Source organism: Pseudomonas sp. CCI3.1, from assembly GCF_034313985.1.
Classification (GTDB): domain Bacteria; phylum Pseudomonadota; class Gammaproteobacteria; order Pseudomonadales; family Pseudomonadaceae; genus Aquipseudomonas; species Aquipseudomonas psychrophila.
Window position 1 is genome coordinate 507,961 of sequence record NZ_JAVIWO010000001.1, and the last position, 18,109, is coordinate 526,069.

An 18,109-nucleotide genomic window follows, 5' to 3' on the forward strand; every position below is an offset into this window, starting at 1 on the left:
CGCACGCCCCTCCCTTCCCCCTCTCCTGTCGTCCGGCACTGACAATTTGTCGCAGGGCCGCGTTTTTGTTAAAGTTAGGAAACTAACTGTTTAGTACATAACTATTCCGGTCGGTTCTCGTGCTGTTGACCAGCCCTGCATGGAGCTCGACGACGTGAAGAACCTCCGGACTCGCCTGCGCCTGGCCTGCAAGCCGCTACAGTTAAACGCTATACCCTCCTCCCAACCGTTCATGCATCAATAGGGTCATGAAAAATGATTAATGCTCAACCTTCGGCAGCTGTAAGCCGTTGGCCCATCTGGGTCGCCGCTCTCGGTGTGCTTGTCTTCGGATTGCTCTTTGTAGCCGGTGGTGGTTACCTCGCCACGCTGGGTGGCAGCCTGTACTTCCTGCTCGCAGGCCTCGGTATGGTTGCTTCGTCCATACTCTTGTTCAAAAAGCGTCTGGCAGGTGCCTGGCTGTTCGCCGCCGTGATGGTGGCCAGTGTCATCTGGGCGCTGGTCGATGCCGGATTGGTGTTCTGGCCGCTGGTTTCGCGCCTGTTCGCCCTCGCCGTACTGAGCCTTGTCGTGGCGCTGGTTTACCCGACCCTGCGCAAGGCCAACGGACTCAGCGGCAACGCTGGATACGGGCTGAGCGCGGTGCTGGCTGTAGCCATCGCTGCCGGTGCCTGGGGAATGTTCCAGCCCCACGCTTCGGTCGCGCCAACCGGCAATGGCCCTGGCCTGACCAAGGTCGACCCGGACAAAGCCCAGAAAGACTGGGCGCATTACGGTAACGACGAGGGTGGCAGCCGCTTTGCTGCGCTGGACCAAATCAACCGCAGCAACGTATCCCAACTGGTGCCAGCCTGGACCTACCAGACCGGTGACGTTGCAATCAGCAACGGCAATGGTGCTGAAGACCAGATGACCCCCCTGCAAGTGGGCGACAAGGTTTTTATCTGCACACCCCACAACAACCTCATTGCTCTGGATGCCGATACAGGTAAAGAGCTGTGGAAAAACAACATCAATGCACAGTCGGCAGTTTGGCAGCGTTGCCGCGGCCTGGCCTATTTTGACGCCACGAGCGCCGTCACCCAGCCTACTGACGGCAGCACTCCGGCAGCAGCGGTAACGGTTGCCCCTGGTGCTGCGTGTCAGCGTCGTCTGCTGACCAACACCATCGATGCTCGCCTGATTGCTGTGGACGCGGATACCGGCCAGTTCTGCCCGGACTTCGGCACCAATGGCCAGGTTGATCTCAAGGCTGGACTGGGCAATGTGCCTGATTCCTACTACCAGCTGTCGTCGGCACCCCTGATGGCGGGCACTACAGTGGTAGTTGGCGGCCGTGTTGCCGATAACGTGCAGGCCGACATGCCTGGTGGCGTGATACGTGGTTTCGACGTGATGACTGGCGCCATGCGCTGGGCTTTTGATCCGGGCAACCCGCAAGACAAACAAGCTCCGGCTGACGGCAAGACTTACGTTCGCAGCACGCCCAACAGCTGGGCACCCATGTCTTATGACCCGCTGATGAACACGGTGTTCTTGCCGATGGGCAGTTCGTCCACTGACATCTACGGCGTTGAGCGTACAGCCCTGGATCACAAGTACGGCGCATCCGTGTTGGCGTTGAACGCTACCACCGGTGAAGAAAAATGGGTTTACCAGACGGTCCACAATGACCTGTGGGACTTCGACCTGCCGATGCAGCCAAGCCTGATCGACTTTGCCAAGCCAGATGGCAGCAAGGTGCCAGCCCTGGTGATCGGTACCAAGGCAGGACAGATTTTTGTGCTGGATCGCCACACTGGCCAGCCACTGACTAAAGTCGAAGAAGTTGCGGTCAAACCGTCGAATATCCCTGACGAACCCTACTCGCTGACTCAGCCAAAGTCCGTGGGCATGCCACAAATTGGCGCGCAAACACTGACTGAGTCGGACATGTGGGGTGCAACCCCTTTCGATCAAATGCTGTGCCGCATCTCGTTCAAGAAAATGCGTTACGAAGGTCTGTACACCGCGCCGGGCACTGACGTGTCGTTGAGCTTCCCCGGATCGCTTGGCGGCATGAACTGGGGCAGCCTGTCGACTGACCCGGTACACGGCTTTATCTTCGTCAACGATATGCGTCTGGGCTTGTGGGTACAGATGGTGCCGCAAGAAAAAGACGCCAAGGCTTCTTCCGGCGGCGAAGCCCTGAACACCGGCATGGGCGCAGTTCCGCTCAAGGGTACGCCTTATGCCGTGAACAAAAACCGCTTCCTGTCGGTGGCAGGCATTCCGTGCCAGGCGCCGCCTTTCGGGACGCTGACTGCCATCGACATGAAGACTCAGAAAATCGCGTGGCAAGTGCCGGTTGGAACCGTTCAGGACACCGGCCCGATGGGCATCAAAATGGGCCTGCAACTGCCAATAGGCATGCCGACACTGGGCGGTACGCTGTCCACTCAAGGTGGCCTGGTGTTTATCGCCGGCACTCAGGACTACTACCTGCGCGCCTTCAACTCCGCCAATGGCGAAGAAGCCTGGAAAGCCCGCTTGCCAGTCGGCAGCCAAGGTGGCCCGATGACATTTGTGTCGCCTAAAACAGGCAAGCAATACATCGTCATCACGGCTGGTGGTGCACGTCAGTCGCCTGATCGTGGCGATTACGTGATCGCTTACGCGCTACCTGACAGCCAGTAAACACTACCCTTATGGGAGGCAATACCTCGGTCTGACTGACCGAGGTATTGCCATCGCGGGCAAGCCCGGCTCCCACAGGTTCTATGTCTAAGCCAAAACCTCTGCAGGCTTGCTCAGCAACACCCGCGTCACCCGACGCTCCTCTACCTCGACCACAGTCATGGTCCAGCCTTCCCACTCCAGCTTGTCGCCAATCATCGGCAGGCGATCCAGCAAACTCATCACCATCCCGGCTATTGTCTGATAGTCATCCGTAGCCTTGGCCGCAAAGCCGATGTGCTGACGGATCTGGCTCAGGTTCAATGCACCACTGACCAGGTAACCATCCTCACGTGCAACGATATTTGGCCCTTCGATCTCGCTGGCATCCGGCAGCTCACCGGCAATGGATTCCAGAATATCGGTCATGGTCAACAGCCCAATAAAGTCGCCGAACTCGTTAATCACGAACGCAATGTGCGTCGACTCTTTGCGCATCTGTTCCAGCGCATTGAGGATCGTGAAACTGTCCAGCAGGTTGATGGTCTTGCGCGCCATGGCCTCTAAATCAGGTTCGTGACCTGCCAGCAGCTCTTTGAGCAACTCCTTCTTGTGAACAAAACCCAACGGCTCGTCAACGCGCCCTTCCCGGATCAGAGGCAATCGGGAGTACGAGGAGTGCATCAGCGTCGTGCGAATAGTGTCTGCTGAATCAGCCAGATCGATATGATCGATCTCGGCCCGTGGCGTCATCACCGTACGAATCGGGCGCTCTGCCAGTTGCAGTACGCCACTGATCATCACCCGTTCGCGGCGATGGAAGACGTCCTTTTCACTCCCGCCTTCAAGCATGTCAGCAATGTCTTCGCCCACTTCATCTGCACTCAAGGTCCGGCCGCCCAGCAAACGCATCACCGCATGAGCGGTTCGCTCACGCATCGGGCGCAGGCCCTGCACGCTTTTCTTGCGACGCGCACGAGCAATCTGGTTCAGCACTTCGATCAAAATCGAGAAGCCGATGGCGGCATATAGATAGCCTTTAGGAATGTGGAAGCCCAGGCCTTCAGCGGTCAAGCTGAAACCGATCATCATCAGGAAGCCAAGACACAGCATGATCACCGTAGGGTGACTGTTAACGAATTTGGTCAGGGGTTTACTGGCAATAATCATCAAGCCGATCGAGAACACCACCGCGATCATCATCACAGACAGGTGATCAACCATACCAACGGCGGTAATCACCGCGTCCATGGAAAACACAGCGTCCAGAACCACAATCTGCGCCACGATCGGCCAGAACATGGCGTAGCCCATGCTTGATGTGCGTTCGGCCACATGCCCTTCCAGTCGTTCATGCAACTCCATCGTCGCCTTGAACAACAGAAACAGGCCGCCGAACAGCATGATCAGGTCGCGACCCGAGAACGATTTGTCGAACACTTCAAACAACGGCGCCGTCAGCGTGACGATCCACGAGATGCTGGCCAGCAGGCCCAGACGCATCACCAGTGCAAGCGTAAGACCAATGACCCGGGCACGATCGCGCTGCTCCGGCGGCAACTTGTCTGCCAGGATGGCGATAAACACCAAGTTATCAATGCCCAGTACCAGTTCCAGCACAATCAACGTCAACAGGCCGAGCCAGGCCGTGGGATCTGCAATCCATTCCATAGGTATCAGTCAATCTCACGAAGGTTCAGGGTTAACGACGAGCGCGCACGGGCAAGCGTAGCAACGGATGTGCTATCGCAAAACGAAGGGCTGGAGAAAGGTAAAGCACGCTCGACAGAGGTGATCAAGCGAAGAAGGGGCGCAGGCTCAGAGCTGCGACTGGGTGGTTCCTGTAGGGCGTTCATACAAACCTGTATTGAATTGGGGAGGCAATCCTACAGCGATTTATAAATATTCCTGCGAGAAGACTTATTACAAAATTTAACAAGTTCTCCATTATCACTCGGCCTGCCGGGCAAACCATTGCAGCACTTCGGAACGCGCCGGATGCGAGTTGGCCGACGGCTGCAGGCACAGCGAATAGTTACCGCCGGTCTTTAGCGGTTCGCCGAACGGGACAATCAACACCCCGCGTTGAATGGACTCTGCCGCCAGGGTCATGTCGGTCACCGCCACACCCAGGCCCCGCGCTGCGGCATCCAGTGCCAGTTCGTCGAGATTGAACGGAATATGCCTGTAGGCCTGCAGCGATTTGCCTTCGTTTGCCGCCAACCAGTCAGTCCAAGCTTGCTGGTCGGCTGAACGATGCAGCAGCGCAAAGTGTACAAGGTCTGCCATGGATGTCAGCGGCCCCAGGTCCGGCGCGCACACCGGCACCAGTGCCTCGTCAAACAGCACCATGCACGCTGGATCGCTCGATGGCCTTGGCAGGTAAAGGATGTAGGCGTCGCTGTCGCTAGCCGGCTCGACTATCTCGGTTGCGACCGTCTCAATCGACAAGGCGATGTCCGGATGCTGCAGGTAAAAGTCGCTCAGCTTTGGCAATAACCAGCGAACGGCCAGCGAAACATGCATGCGAATTCTAAATGGCCGCTTTTGCGGTGAAAGCCGGTCTTCAAGCACTTTCAATTGTTCAAGAATACTCCGGGCACTGGCCAGCACCTGCTCACCTTCGCCTGTCATTCGCACGTTGCGGCTTGTTCGGGCAAACAGTGCAACACCGAAATGCGCTTCAAGTTGCTGAATCTTGCGGCTGACAGCACTTTGAGTCAGGCACAGGGTTTGCGCGGCCTGAGTGAAGCTGCCCGAGTCTGCAACCTCGACCAGCGCCTGCAATCCCTGGAGCGAGGGTACGTGGCGGATTTTATCCATGCGTTTTCAGAATCAATCAATGAATTTATAACGTTGGTTATATCACCAGATCCGGCATAAATTCCAGCTATAGAGAGCGTCACCTCCAGGCAGCCATGCAAATAGCGCATGCATTAAAGCCAGAGGACGATCAGTACAACAGTTAAATGAGGTGAAACGTGAAAAATGAATGTGGCTGGATTGCGCTTGCTGGAAGCTCCCCTTGCCGTGATCACCTCACACGCTCAGAGAAAGCCGACTGGCTCATTATCGGCGCAGGTATCACCGGCCTGAGTGCAGCCCACTCACTTGCTGAACTGCACCCCGAGGCGCGCATCGTGGTTGTCGACCGGCAACGTGCCGCCCAAGGGGCTTCAGCGCGCAATTCCGGTTACGCCGTTGCCCACGAAAACCCTGGCGACGATGAACTGATCGGCAAAAGCGGATTTTCAGGATTTGCTGCCGACTCATCCATTGGCCAGGCCGCGGGCGAAGAGGTACGCATGCGTATTGCACGCCATGGCATCGAGTGTGAGTACCGGGACTCGGGTTATTACTTCGCAGTCAATGACCCTGGCAAGCTGAACCATGTCGAGGCCAAGCTCAAAACCCTGAGCGCAGTAGGCGCCAGCGCGCAGTTTCTGGAAGGCACGCAACTGGCACAAAAGCTCGGCACCCGGCATTACCAGGCCGCGATCTGGTGCGGCAATGGCAATGCCTTGCTGCAGCCAGCAAAGTACGTGAAAGGCCTGCTGGATTCATTGCCGGCCAATGTCACCCTGTTTGAAAACACCGAGATCACCGGTCTTGAGCGCCTGAGTGGCGGGCGGATTCGAGCCGCAGGCACCCAGGGCAGCATCGAAGCTAGCCAGGTGCTGGTATGCCTGAATGCATTTATCCCCCGAGCGGGAATCGACAACAGCGCGACCTTCCCGATGGAACTCAGCGCCAGCCTGACCCGCCCCCTGACGGACAAGGAATACCAGGCCATCGGCAGTGTTGAGCCTTGGGGCGTCCTGTCGACCCGCCCATTGGGCGCCACGGTACGCCTGACCCCGGATCGTCGGGTGATGATCCGCAATACAGCGGAATACCGCACCAAGGATTTATCCGACCGTGATTTGATACAGCGCCGCAAACACCATGTTCTGGGCTTGCAACGCCGCTTCCCCGGGCTTGGTGAGCAGGACATTCACTACACCTGGACCGGCCACCTGAGCGCTACCCGCAGCGGCCAGCCTTACTTTGCCAAGGTCGAAGACGGCGTTTATGCCGTGGCCGGATGCAATGGCTCCGGTGTTGCCCGCGGCACCCTATGGGGGCGTCTGCTCGCCGAACTGGCATCGGGCGCCAGCTCTGAGTTGCTGCAGTCGGTCATGGATAGAGCCCAGCCTGGCTGGCTTCCGCCCCGCCCGTTCTTTGATATCGGCGCGGTGTTACGAATGCGTATGGAAGCGGTCAGGGCCAAGACAGAAATCTGAAACCTCTCACACCACAAAAGAATAAAAGCTCCTTGAAAAGGTGATTGCACATGTACATCCACCCGGTTTCCCTTGCGGTAATACTCGCTGCGTTTTCGACCGTCACCCTCGCGGACGAGAGCGTCAATATCTCTAACTGGAATGGCTATATCGCTGACGACACCTTGACTTCCTTCACCAAGGAAACAGGGATCAAGGCAACGTACGACATTCATGACAGCAACGAAGTCCTGGAATCCAAGTTGATGACCGGCAACACCGGTTATGACGTGGTCAGCCCTTCCAACCACTTCCTGTCTCGCCTGATCAAGGCCGGCGCCATCCAGAAGCTGGACAGGAGCCAGTTGCCCAACTGGAAGAACCTTGATCCGGTCTTGATGAAAAAGCTCGAAGTCAACGACCCCGGCAACCAGTACGGTTACCCCTACATGTGGGGTACGGCGGGTATTGGCTACAACGTAGAGAAGATCAAGGCCATTTTCGGTACTACCGATATCACTCAGTCCTGGAGCCTGTTTTTTGATGAAAACAACATCAAAAAGCTTAGCCAGTGCGGGGTCGCAATCATCGACAATCCGACGCAAGTGCTACCAATTACCCTCAACTACCTGGGTTTGCCGCACCATAGCCACGACCCGGAAGACTACAAGAAAGCCGAGCAGGCATTGCTGAAAATCCGGCCATACGTTCAATACTTTCACGCGTCCAAATACATCAGCGATCTGGCCAACGGCAATATATGTGCAGTGATCGGCTTTAACGGGGACGTGGTGCAGGCCGCGGCCAGTGCCAAGGAAGCCGGGAACGGGATCAATATCGCCTACTCGATTCCCAAGGAGGGCTCAACACTGTGGCTCGACATGGTGGTGATGCCCAAAAGCGCGCCTCATGAAAAGAATGCCTACACCTACATGAACTACCTGCTGACGCCGCAAGTGATTGCCAATATCAGCAACCAGATCCACTACGCCAACCCTAATCAGGCGGCGGATGCGTACTTGTCGCCAGACGTGAAACAGGACCCGGCGATCTACCCGTCCAAGGAAGTGATCGACACCCTGTTCACCGTAGAAGACCTGCCGGCCAAGGTTGCCCGCTTGACCACCCGCCTGTGGACCAAGCTTAAAACCAACACCTGACGAACCTGTGAGAGCGGCTTGCTCGCGACAGCATCACCTGGAACTGCCTGACAAATTCCAGCACTCGCATCCCACAAGAGTTTGGCTACAACAAAAATCGGTCTGTCACATTGCGCCGCTCATTGTCATCCCGCACGTCATAGCTGACGGTGGTGGCAATGTTGGCGTGGTGAGCCAGTTTTTGGGCGATGGAGACGTCGTACTCTTCAATCACCCGGGTGATAAACGAGCGGCGAAAGTCGTGGGGCATGATGTCGACCCCTACCTGCCTGCCCCGCTGTTTGGCGATGTAGTAAATGGCATGTTTGGTGATGCGCTCGCGGGTGATGTGATTGCCACGGCGGATGCGATTGAACAGAAACGCGTCGTCACTGGCGCCTTCCGGCAAATTGGCCCGACGAAACGCCAGCCACGCTTCAAGCTTTTCAAAAGCCCAGGCCGGAGCGAACTTGATCAGTTCCTTGTTGCCTTTGCCCAATACCTGCAAGCTTCGCTGCTCCACATCGACCTGACACAGGTCCATGTTCACCGACTCCGACTTGCGCATCCCCGAACCATACAAAATCGCAATGATCGCTGCATCCCTGAGCCCTTGCGGACGCGGATCTGCCGCACACACATCCATCAGTTCACGGATCAAGTTGCGCCGCAGGTTACGTCCCTTGACCAGCCGCGAGCCACCGCCCGCCTTCACTGCGCGAATCTTCAGTAAATGATCCTGGGTAATCAGGCTCTGCTGCCATGCCTGATTCATTACACCGCGAATGGCATTTACGTACAGGGATGAGGTGTTGGGCGCATAGCCGTCCTCGCGCAATGCTGCTACCAGAGCCGTGATATGACCGGGTTGCAAGTGATGCCAAGGAAACTCATCGATGGCCACATCTTCTACGCCCAGGCGATCCGCTGCGTCCTGCAGTACATAGCGCATTGTCTGACGGCTGGATGGCGCAAGGCGCTGCAGATAAAGCGCCACAGGTGTTTGAACCTGATTTAACGCTATGGCTGATACCAGTGTTGCTGCAGGGTCAATAGTCAACAAAACCAATCTCGATACGGGTTGAAACACGTCTCAATATAACCCATACCCATAATTATTCAGTGCACTTATAGCGTTTTACTCAGTGGTCAAACCCTCTCGCCAGCATCAGTGCCACACCTAACAGCATCACTGCCGTCGCCCTTTGCAGCAACACCTGGCGCGACGGACTTTGCAGCACTCGCCGAATACGCTGGCCGAAGTAGCAATACAGACAGCCACTGGCAAACTGCAACAGCAAAAACGCCAACCCCAGCACGATCAGATCCTGCGTCCGGGTAGCACTGCCCTGCCCTGCAAACTGCGGAAACACGGCGCTGAACATGACGATGGTTTTCGGGTTAGAGAAGCCGGTCAGCAAGCCCTTGCCAAAACGGCCCTTGAAGCCGCTGTCCAGGGTTGCAGTGCGATCGAGCGCCAGCCCGTTACTGTTCCATTGCCTATAGGCCAGATACAGCAAATAGGCCACGCCGATGTACTGCAATGCACGACTGATCAAGGGATTGCCCTTGATCAACTCTGCAAAGCCCACGGCAAAAAACAGAATCGACACCAGATACGCGGCACTGGCCCCCAACTGCACCGGCATTGAACGTTTCAAGCCTTCCTGCATGCCAAACCCCATCAGCAAGAGGGTCATGGGCCCAGGACTAAAGGTCATGGTGGCGCAGAAAATGAGAAAATAAGAAAAGGAAACCAGGGTGAGTTGTGTGGCCATTTTGATCGTTACATCCCGCAATCAACGCTCGAACCTATGCGAGCGACACCGCAGTCTAAGCAGTACCCCAGACAATAGGCAGATGAACCACCCACAAACTTTACCGATCTTTACTGGTAACATCACCGGCAAAGTATGAGGCCTCCATGCATCTACCTATCGTTTCGTTCCAGCCTGGTCTATCCAAGGTCCAGCAGATCGTCGATGCCCTGAGCACGGCTATCGACAGCGGCTTGCTCAGCCCCGGCAGCAAGCTGCCTTCTGCACGGGTGATGACCGGACACTGGGGCGTGAGCAAATTCACCCTGATTGAAGCCCTTGATCGCCTGCGCGGGCAAGGCCGTATTACGTCCAGTCAGGGGCTGGGTTACTTTGTTGCGACCAAAGCGGTGCAGCCACGGGTGCCCGGACTTGATCTATTGCCCCAGGATTTGACCAGTCTGTTACGCCGCTCACTGATCAACGCCAGCAGCGCATTGCGCCCGGGTGGCGGTCACTTGCCCGAAAGCTGGCTGGAGACCAGTACCATGGGCGCCTGCGTGCGCAAGATCAGCCGCTCGCCCGCCCTGCAACTGGCCAGTTATGGCGATCCCGCGGGCTATATGCCGTTGCGCCTGGCCTTGCAGCAAAAGCTCTCGGGGCAAGGCATCGAGGTGCCGGTCGAACAGATCATCACCACTGCCAATACCGTACAGGGCCTGGACATGCTGCTGCGCTTGCGTATTAGGCCTGGCGACACGGTGCTGCTCGATGCTCCCTGCTACTTCAACTTTCACGCAAACCTGAGCCTGCACGGTGCCCGCATTGTCACCATAGACCGCAGCGCACAGGGGCTGGACCTGCAAGCGCTGGAACAGATTTTGATCGAGCAGCGCCCTAGCCTGTATGTAACCACCAGCCTGCTGCACAACCCCACCGGCCACTCCTTTTCCCCAGCGCAGGCTTATGGCTTGCTGGAACTGGCCAAGCGCTATAACTGCCATATCATCGAAGACGATCTCTACGGCGATTTGCACCCCAGCCCGCCGCCTCGACTGGTTGCTTTGGCCGGGGTGCAACACGTGACGTACCTCAGTGGTTTCTCGAAAACCCTGAGCGCAAATTTGCGCGTCAGTTTTGTGGTCGCCGCCCCGCAGGTGGCAGCCAACCTCACACAAATGAAGCTGATGTGTGGGGGCATCACCGCTCAAATGCTTGAGCAGGTGGTGGCTGCGATGCTCAACGATGGCAGTTACCACAAACACCGCAAGCGCACGGTCCAGGGCCTGCAGGCCTGCGGCGCTAAGGTTGGCGAGTGGTTGCAGCACCTCGGCTTTAGCCTGAACACCCCTTATGAAGGCGGCTTGTTTATGTGGGCGACCTTGCCACCGGGTTTTGATGCACAAACCCTCGCCCGGCAAGGATTGGCCCGGGGCGTGGTACTGGCTCCGGGCAGCCTGTTCGGTCACGATCCGGCATTGCACCGGTTACTACGCTTTAACGTTGCCCACTCCTATCGGCCCGAAGTCATGGCCGCCGTTGAGGCCTTGCTGGCTAACGCAACTTGAGCGGATCGACCAGCCCGGCCGCAATGGCCATGCCCACCAGATCCGGCAAGTGCCGGGCCTGCATGCGCTTCATCACCCGGGAGCGATACAGGTCGATGGTCTTGACGCTTACCGCCAGTTGCTCGGCAATTTCACGGGTGGTGTAGCCCTTGACCAAGGGCAGGAACACATCCCGCTCACGGGGCGTCAGGCTGCTCAGTCGCGCCTCCAGCTGTGCCTGCTCCCGGGTTGCCGTTTGCAGTGCATTGCCGCCGCTGAGCGCCTGCTGCACGCTGTCCAGCAGCAACTGCTGGTTATAGGGTTTTTCGATAAAGTCATGAGCGCCCGCCTTGAAGGCACGTACCACGATCGGCACATCGGCATGACCGCTGACGAATATCACCGGCATCTTGATGCCGCGCTCCTGCAACGCCTGTTGCACGTTAAGACCGCCCATTGCCGGCATACGGACATCCAGCACCACGCAGGCACTGAGCGCAGGATCGCACGCCTGCAGAAAGGCCTGCCCACTGGTAAAGGCCAGCGCATGCAGGCCAACGGATTCCAGCAGCCAGACGGTCGAGTCGAGCATGCCCTGATCATCATCCACCACGTACACCACAGACCGGGTTTGGGTTGTCATGTTGACTCTCTTGTTGGTTTGACTGAGGCCATCAACGGCAAATTGCAGCACATCAATAATCCTTCGGGTTGTGGTCGGGCATCGAGCTCACCGCCGAAGCCTTCAATGATGCTGCGACTCATCGACAAACCCAGCCCCAACCCATCGACTTTGCTGGTGTAGAACGGTGTAAACAGTTGCTCAAGCTGACCGGCACTGACACCCGGCCCCTGATCCTGCACGCGGATTTGCAGTACTCCACCCGCCAACGTTTGCGCCAGCAGGGTAATGCGCGAAGCCTGCCCCGGATGTTGCTCGCTGTTGGCGTCAATGGCATTGCGCAACAGGTTGAGCAGCACCTGCTCCAGAAGCACCCGATCAACGTATACCCGCCCGAGGTTATCCGGTAATTGCTGCTCGATAACCACATGGCGCTCCCGGGCTTCCCAGGCACACAAACTTACCGCCTGCCGCGCCACCTCGCTGACATCCAGCGCCTGCAGGTTGCGTCGCCCCTTGCGTAAAAAACCGCGCAGTCGTTTGATCACTTCAGAAGCGTGGTTGGCATGCAGGTTGATCCTCTCCAGCCCCTGGGCCACACGTTCTACGGCCTCTGGATTGCTGCCCAGGGTCTGCAGGTAACGCTGGCTGGCGTTAGCGTAATTGACCACGGCCGCCAGCGGCTGATTGATTTCATGGGCGATCCCGGATGCCAGCTCACCAAGGGTGATCAGCCGTGTGGTGTGCGCCATTTCATCCTGATGATGACGCTGCTGGGCTTCACGCAATTCGCGCTCGCGCATGTCCCGGGCAACCAGCGAGAAAAACCGCTCGCCGGCAGTTGAACGATGGGCCAGCAGCAGCAATGACACAGGCACCGAAGGCTCGCCACTCAATGGCTGCAGACGGGTTTCAGTACTCCACAAGCCGTGCTGCTCGGCACCGCTCCAGCCACTGGACTCCAGCATCGCCAGAGTGTGGGCGGCCAAAAACGCAGACAATGGAGGCATGCCCTGTGCCGGCAGAATGCCGAGGATGCGCCGCGCCGCCGGATTGAGATAAGACACGCCGCCAGCCGGGTCGATAAACAGCACAGGATCAGGATTGGCCTCGACCACCTCCGCCAGCCGCCGCTTGTTTTCTTCGGCCTGGATGCGCGCGGTGATGTCCCGCGACACACTCACCACTTCAACCACAGCGCCGGTGTAGGTTTCACGTATTGCCCGGCTCGCGGTTTCAAACCACAGGTAATGCCCCTCGTGGTGGCGAATGCGGTACGTCATGGTGTGATAGCCATCGGCTTGCAGTGCATCCCGTGCCTGACGCAGCGCCAGCTTTAGGTCGTGAGCATGAAACAAGCGCTGAGCCCGGGTGCCACGCAGTGTCTCGGGCCAGTACCCGAGCAAGGTCCAGGACGCCGGGGATGCATCCAGGAAACGCCCGTCCGGGGTATGACGCGAGATCAGATCAGTGGTGTTTTCGGTAATCAGCCGGTAAAGGCGCCGCGCCTTGGCCGCCTCACGCTCCGCCAGCAGCTCCGTACTCGCTTCGCGACCCCGAGCCACCACACAGTGGTTGTCGGGGTCGGGTATCAACGTCCAGAGCCACACGTGTTGATCGCATTGCGCCTCCACCTGCTCGATGGCTCTGACCTGTTGCAGGCAAGCGCGGACCAGCTCCGGCAAATTGCCAGGCAACAAGGTACTCACGTGACTCAGCATCTTTCCCTTCAAAAGACCGGTCAAAGCCCGGTTCGCCGTCAGCGGCAAGCCGTGTGCATCAAGCACCACAGTGGGCTGAGGATCATGGAGCAGCAGGGAAACGGGCATTCGGCATCCTGACGTCTGGGCAGATTTTATCGATATAGTACAACTACTATAGTGCTTAGGTATTACTTCCATATCAAACCCAGAGTGGGCTATAAGTCAGACCGGACATAAAACTGACCCGCTGGCCATTGGCACGGCGGGCAGCCATAGAGCTAACAATCAGCCACCGGAATGACCCTCATGTCGATTTTTGAGCACGGCCTTGAGCCGACTGCCGTAAACCATATGGCACTCACCCCTCTGAGCTTCATCGAACGCACCGCCAACGTCTACCCTGACTACCCTGCCGTGATTCACGGCTCCATTCGCCGCACCTGGGCGCAGACCTACAGCCGCTGCCGACGACTGGCCTGTGCGCTTGCAGGACGCGGGGTTGGCCAGGGCGATACGGTGGCGGTGATGCTGCCCAACATCCCGGCCATGCTTGAAGCGCATTTTGCGGTGCCCATGATCGGCGCAGTGCTCAATGCCCTGAACGTACGCCTGGACGCTGAAGCCATTGCCTTCATGCTGGCCCACGGTGAGGCCAAGGTGTTAATTGCCGACCGCGAATTCCATGACGTGGTCCATGCCGCCGTCGCTATGCTGGACCATCCGCCACTGATCATCGATGTCGATGATCCCGAGTACGGCGAAGGCCAGCCTGTCAGCGCACTGGACTATGAAGCGCTACTGGCTGAAGGCGACCCCGAGTACGAGTGGCAATGGCCCGCGGATGAGTGGCAGGCCATAGCGCTCAACTACACCTCTGGCACCACCGGCAACCCGAAGGGCGTGGTGTATCACCATCGCGGCGCTTACCTCAACTCCCTGGGCAATCAGATGGTCTGGTCCATCGGCAACCATCCGGTGTATCTGTGGACCTTGCCGATGTTCCACTGCAACGGCTGGTGCTACCCGTGGATCATTACGGCATTGGCCGGTGTGCATGTGTTCTTGCGCCGGGTCGATCCGCAAAAAATCCTCAATTTGATTCGTGAGCATCAGGTCACTCATCTGTGCGGTGCGCCGATCGTGCTCAATGCGCTGGTCAATATGCCCGAGTCAGCCAAGGCCGCAATTGACCATCCGGTGCATGCAATGGTTGCAGGCGCGGCCCCACCGGCCAAAGTGATTGGTGCCGTAGAAGAGATGGGCATCAAGGTGACCCACGTTTACGGCCTGACCGAAGTGTATGGTCCCGTGACGATCTGTGCCTGGCATGACAAGTGGGATGAGCAGCCCTTGGCCGAGCGTGCGCAGATCAAATCCCGTCAAGGCGTGCGTTACCCCACGCTGGAAGGCGTGATGGTGGCCGACCCTAAAACCCTCATTCCAACCCCCCGTGACGGCGAAACCATGGGCGAGATATTCATGCGTGGCAACACCGTGATGAAGGGGTACTTGAAGAACCCCAGCGCTACAGCCGAAGCCTTCGAAGGTGGTTGGTTTCATACCGGCGACCTGGCGGTATGCCATCCGGACGGTTATGTCGAAATTCGTGACCGTCTCAAGGACATCATCATTTCCGGGGGCGAGAATATTTCCACGATCGAAGTCGAAGGCGTGCTGTACCGCCATCCCGCCGTGATGGAAGCCGCGGTGGTTGCGCGCCCGGATGAAAAGTGGGGCGAAACCCCCTGCGCCTTCATCACCCTGAAGGCTGATCACCCACGGGTGCGCGAGGCAGAGATCATCGCCTTTTGTCGCGATCACCTGGCCGGCTTCAAGGTGCCACGTACGGTGGTGTTTACCCTGTTGCCCAAGACCTCGACAGGGAAAATCCAGAAGTACGTACTGCGCGACATGGCCAAAGCGCTGTAATCCCCCCACGGGATATCCACTGCCAACACAAGAGAGTCTCAATGCCTGAATTCAATGCTCCGCTTCGCGACATGCGTTTTGTCTTGCACGAAGTCTTCGAGGCCCCTGCGCTCTGGGCCAGACTTCCCGCCCTGGCCGATCATGTGGATGCCGACACCTGCGACGCGATTCTCGAAGAAGCCGCCAAAGTCACCGCTCAGTTGATTGCTCCACTCAACCGCAGTGGCGACGAGGAAGGCGCCCAGTGGCATTCGGGCCAAGTAACGACCCCCAGGGGGTTCAAGTCCGCTTATAACACCTATATCGAAGGCGGCTGGGTCGGGTTGTCGGGCAACCCTGAGTTCGGTGGGCTTGGCATGCCGAAAATGCTCGCGGTGCAATTCGAAGAAATGCTCTACGGCGCCAACTCAAGTTTTGCCCTGTACTCCGCGCTGACCAGTGGCGCCTGCCTGGCCATTGATGCCCATGCCAGCGAAGAACTCAAAAGCCTTTACTTGCCCCCGATGTATGAAGGTCGCTGGGCCGGTTCAATGTGTTTGACCGAAGCCCACAGCGGCACAGACCTGGGCATCATCCGTACCCGCGCCGAGCCACAGCCGGACGGCAGTTTCAGCATCAGCGGCAGCAAGATGTTCATCACCGGGGGCGACCAGGACCTGACCGAGAACATCATTCACCTGGTGCTGGCCAAACTGCCGGACGCGCCACCCGGCCCCCGGGGCATTTCGTTGTTCCTGGTGCCCAAGGTACTGATCAAGGACGATGGCTCCCTGGGTCAAGGGAATGCCGTTAGCTGTGGCTCCATCGAACACAAAATGGGGATCAAGGCCTCGGCCACCTGCGTGATCAATTTTGACGGTGCACAGGGCTGGCTGATTGGCGAAGCCAACAAGGGACTGGCAGCCATGTTCACCATGATGAACTACGAACGCTTGTCCATCGGCATTCAAGGCATTGGGTGCGCCGAAGCCTCCTATCAGAGTGCCCGTGCCTATGCCTGCGAGCGCCTGCAAGGCCGTGCACCGACTGGAGCCGTCGCCCCTGACAAAATGGCCGACCCGATCATTGTTCATCCCGATGTGCGCCGCATGTTGCTGAGCATGAAGGCCATGACCGAAGGCGGCCGGGCGTTCGCCAGCTACGTGGGTCAACAACTGGACCTCGCCAAGTTCTCGACCGAGCCACGGGAGCAAGAGGACGCCAGCGCGCTGGTGGCCTTGCTCACGCCAGTCGCCAAAGCCTTTTTCACCGATAACGGGTTCGACAGCTGCGTGCTGGGTCAGCAAGTATTGGGTGGCCACGGTTACGTCCGTGAATGGGGCCAGGAGCAGTTGGTCCGTGACGTACGTATCGCGCAGATCTATGAAGGGACCAACGGGATTCAGGCACTGGATTTACTGGGCCGTAAAGTGATCGCCAACGGCGGTGCAAGCCTGCGCATGTTTACTGCTCAGGTCCGCGATTTTGCCTCCAGCCCCGGCAAACCTTACGCCAGCGAGTTGCTCGACGCGGTGCGGCGTCTTGAAGACGTCAGTGACTGGTTGCAGGCACGGGCCAAGGTCAACCCCAACGAAACCGGCGCCGCATGCGTCGAGTATCTGCACCTGTTCGGCTATGTGGCGTACGCCTGGCTATGGGCACGCATGGCCGATGTGGCACAGCGCTCGATGGAGGCCGAGCCGGCGTTTTACAGCGCCAAGCTTGCCACCGCGAAGTTTTACTTCAGCCGATTGCTGCCGCGCACGTTGAGCCTTGAGCACACCATCCGGGCAGGCAGCGAATCGCTGTACGAACTGGATGCGGCGAGCTTTTAAACCCGCCAAATAAAACGGCGGCCCCGTCAAGGACCGCCGCAGGGTGTTGCTCTATTGAACTGGGCCTTAGATGCTCAGCTCGTCCAGCAGCAACACTTCACGGTGGGCCAGCAAATCACCCACCGCGTGGGTCATCGCCTGATAGTGCGGGGTGGTTTTGTGGTGCTCGATAGCCTCCATGTCCGCCCAGCCTTCAACAAATACAAAGCACTCCGGATCGGTACGATCCACGTGCAAGTCATAGAAATGACAGCCCGGCTCGGCTCGTGAGCCTTCGACACAGGCACGCAGTGCCTGCTCGACCGTTCTGCCATGCCCTGGCTTGGCTCGCAATGTAGCTACAATTTTGATGATTTGAGACATGTCTACTTCCCGCAACTTACGGTGACTTAAGCGCTCAAGATTTGCGCGATTTTATCCTTGATCAGGAGCCGTTGCTCCTTGAGCTTGCGCAACACATCGTCGGCAACCCCTATTGCATCGTTGGCTTCAGCTTCAACGACTTCGGCATCTTTTTCGCCGTACTGCACAAACAACTGATTCAGATGAGGGTTTTCGCTGCGGAACTTGCTGATGGCTTCCTTGGTGAGCCCCAAGTCCTGTAACAAGTCGTGCTTGACTGGCATAGATACACCTCATGGACATTTCAGTGACGGGGTCAGGCTCTGAGGGAGAGCCTGA

Annotated in this window: 14 protein-coding genes; 6 read left to right on the forward strand and 8 right to left on the reverse strand. The window is 57.9% G+C overall.

Translation table 11 applies throughout. From position 1 onward, the window contains the following. Positions 1-255 precede the first annotated feature (255 nt). The gene (locus tag RGV06_RS02100; RefSeq protein WP_019822720.1) at positions 256-2,676 is read left to right on the forward strand and encodes a glucose/quinate/shikimate family membrane-bound PQQ-dependent dehydrogenase; all 2,421 of its coding nucleotides are present in this window, start codon (positions 256-258) and stop codon (positions 2,674-2,676) included. Between the two features lie 87 nt (positions 2,677-2,763). On the opposite strand, the gene RGV06_RS02105 is transcribed toward RGV06_RS02100, so the two are convergent. Both RGV06_RS02105 and RGV06_RS02110 read right to left on the reverse strand, forming a co-directional pair. Further along, positions 2,764-4,326, reverse strand: a complete 1,563-nt coding sequence (locus RGV06_RS02105) for a TerC family protein (protein ID WP_019822722.1) — start codon at positions 4,324-4,326, stop codon at positions 2,764-2,766. Positions 4,327-4,605: 279 nt separating this feature from the next. Then, a complete protein-coding gene (locus RGV06_RS02110; RefSeq protein WP_019822724.1) occupies positions 4,606-5,478 on the reverse strand; it encodes a LysR substrate-binding domain-containing protein in 873 nt (290 codons plus the stop codon). A 158-nt stretch (positions 5,479-5,636) separates the two neighbouring features. Between RGV06_RS02110 and RGV06_RS02115 the strand changes: the two genes are divergently transcribed. Together RGV06_RS02115 and RGV06_RS02120 are read left to right on the forward strand one after the other, a co-directional pair. Beyond that, positions 5,637-6,938 carry an NAD(P)/FAD-dependent oxidoreductase gene (locus tag RGV06_RS02115; RefSeq protein WP_322149225.1) on the forward strand — a complete coding sequence of 434 codons (1,302 nt, stop codon included), beginning with the start codon at positions 5,637-5,639 and terminating at the stop codon, positions 6,936-6,938. Between the two features lie 50 nt (positions 6,939-6,988). Next, the gene (locus RGV06_RS02120) at positions 6,989-8,077 is read left to right on the forward strand and encodes a polyamine ABC transporter substrate-binding protein (RefSeq protein WP_322149226.1); all 1,089 of its coding nucleotides are present in this window, start codon (positions 6,989-6,991) and stop codon (positions 8,075-8,077) included. 85 nt (positions 8,078-8,162) lie between these two features. On the opposite strand, the gene RGV06_RS02125 is transcribed toward RGV06_RS02120, so the two are convergent. After that, positions 8,163-9,008, reverse strand: a complete 846-nt coding sequence (locus RGV06_RS02125) for a site-specific integrase (RefSeq protein ID WP_082136552.1) — start codon at positions 9,006-9,008, stop codon at positions 8,163-8,165. A gap of 190 nt (positions 9,009-9,198) precedes the next feature. Beyond that, the gene (locus tag RGV06_RS02130) at positions 9,199-9,834 is read right to left on the reverse strand and encodes a LysE family translocator (RefSeq protein ID WP_322149227.1); all 636 of its coding nucleotides are present in this window, start codon (positions 9,832-9,834) and stop codon (positions 9,199-9,201) included. Between the two features lie 146 nt (positions 9,835-9,980). On the opposite strand from RGV06_RS02130, the gene RGV06_RS02135 reads away from it, so the two are divergent. After that, entirely contained in the window at positions 9,981-11,381 is a 1,401-nt protein-coding gene (locus RGV06_RS02135) for a PLP-dependent aminotransferase family protein (protein ID WP_322149229.1), read from the forward strand. On the opposite strand, the gene RGV06_RS02140 is transcribed toward RGV06_RS02135, so the two are convergent. Continuing rightward, positions 11,368-12,003 (reverse strand): response regulator transcription factor, encoded by a 636-nt coding sequence (locus tag RGV06_RS02140; RefSeq protein ID WP_046809374.1) that lies wholly within the window; start codon positions 12,001-12,003, stop codon positions 11,368-11,370. The genes RGV06_RS02135 and RGV06_RS02140 overlap by 14 nt on opposite strands. Beyond that, positions 12,000-13,811, reverse strand: a complete 1,812-nt coding sequence (locus RGV06_RS02145) for a PAS domain-containing sensor histidine kinase (RefSeq protein WP_322149231.1) — start codon at positions 13,809-13,811, stop codon at positions 12,000-12,002. The genes RGV06_RS02140 and RGV06_RS02145 overlap by 4 nt, the downstream gene beginning before the upstream one ends. A 180-nt stretch (positions 13,812-13,991) precedes the next feature. On the opposite strand from RGV06_RS02145, the gene RGV06_RS02150 reads away from it, so the two are divergent. After that, positions 13,992-15,614, forward strand: coding sequence for an acyl-CoA synthetase (locus tag RGV06_RS02150; protein ID WP_322149232.1), 1,623 nt, complete (start codon positions 13,992-13,994; stop codon positions 15,612-15,614). Positions 15,615-15,655: 41 nt separating this feature from the next. Further along, positions 15,656-17,428 (forward strand): acyl-CoA dehydrogenase C-terminal domain-containing protein, encoded by a 1,773-nt coding sequence (locus tag RGV06_RS02155; RefSeq protein ID WP_322149233.1) that lies wholly within the window; start codon positions 15,656-15,658, stop codon positions 17,426-17,428. Positions 17,429-17,494: 66 nt separating this feature from the next. Here RGV06_RS02155 and RGV06_RS02160 read toward each other — a convergent pair whose 3' ends face one another. Next, on the reverse strand, positions 17,495-17,791 hold the full coding sequence (locus RGV06_RS02160; RefSeq protein ID WP_019822743.1) for a putative quinol monooxygenase: 297 nt from the start codon (positions 17,789-17,791) through the stop codon (positions 17,495-17,497). A 26-nt stretch (positions 17,792-17,817) separates the two neighbouring features. Next, positions 17,818-18,054, reverse strand: coding sequence for a YdcH family protein (locus RGV06_RS02165; RefSeq protein ID WP_019822745.1), 237 nt, complete (start codon positions 18,052-18,054; stop codon positions 17,818-17,820). Between the last annotated feature and the right edge of the window lie 55 nt (positions 18,055-18,109).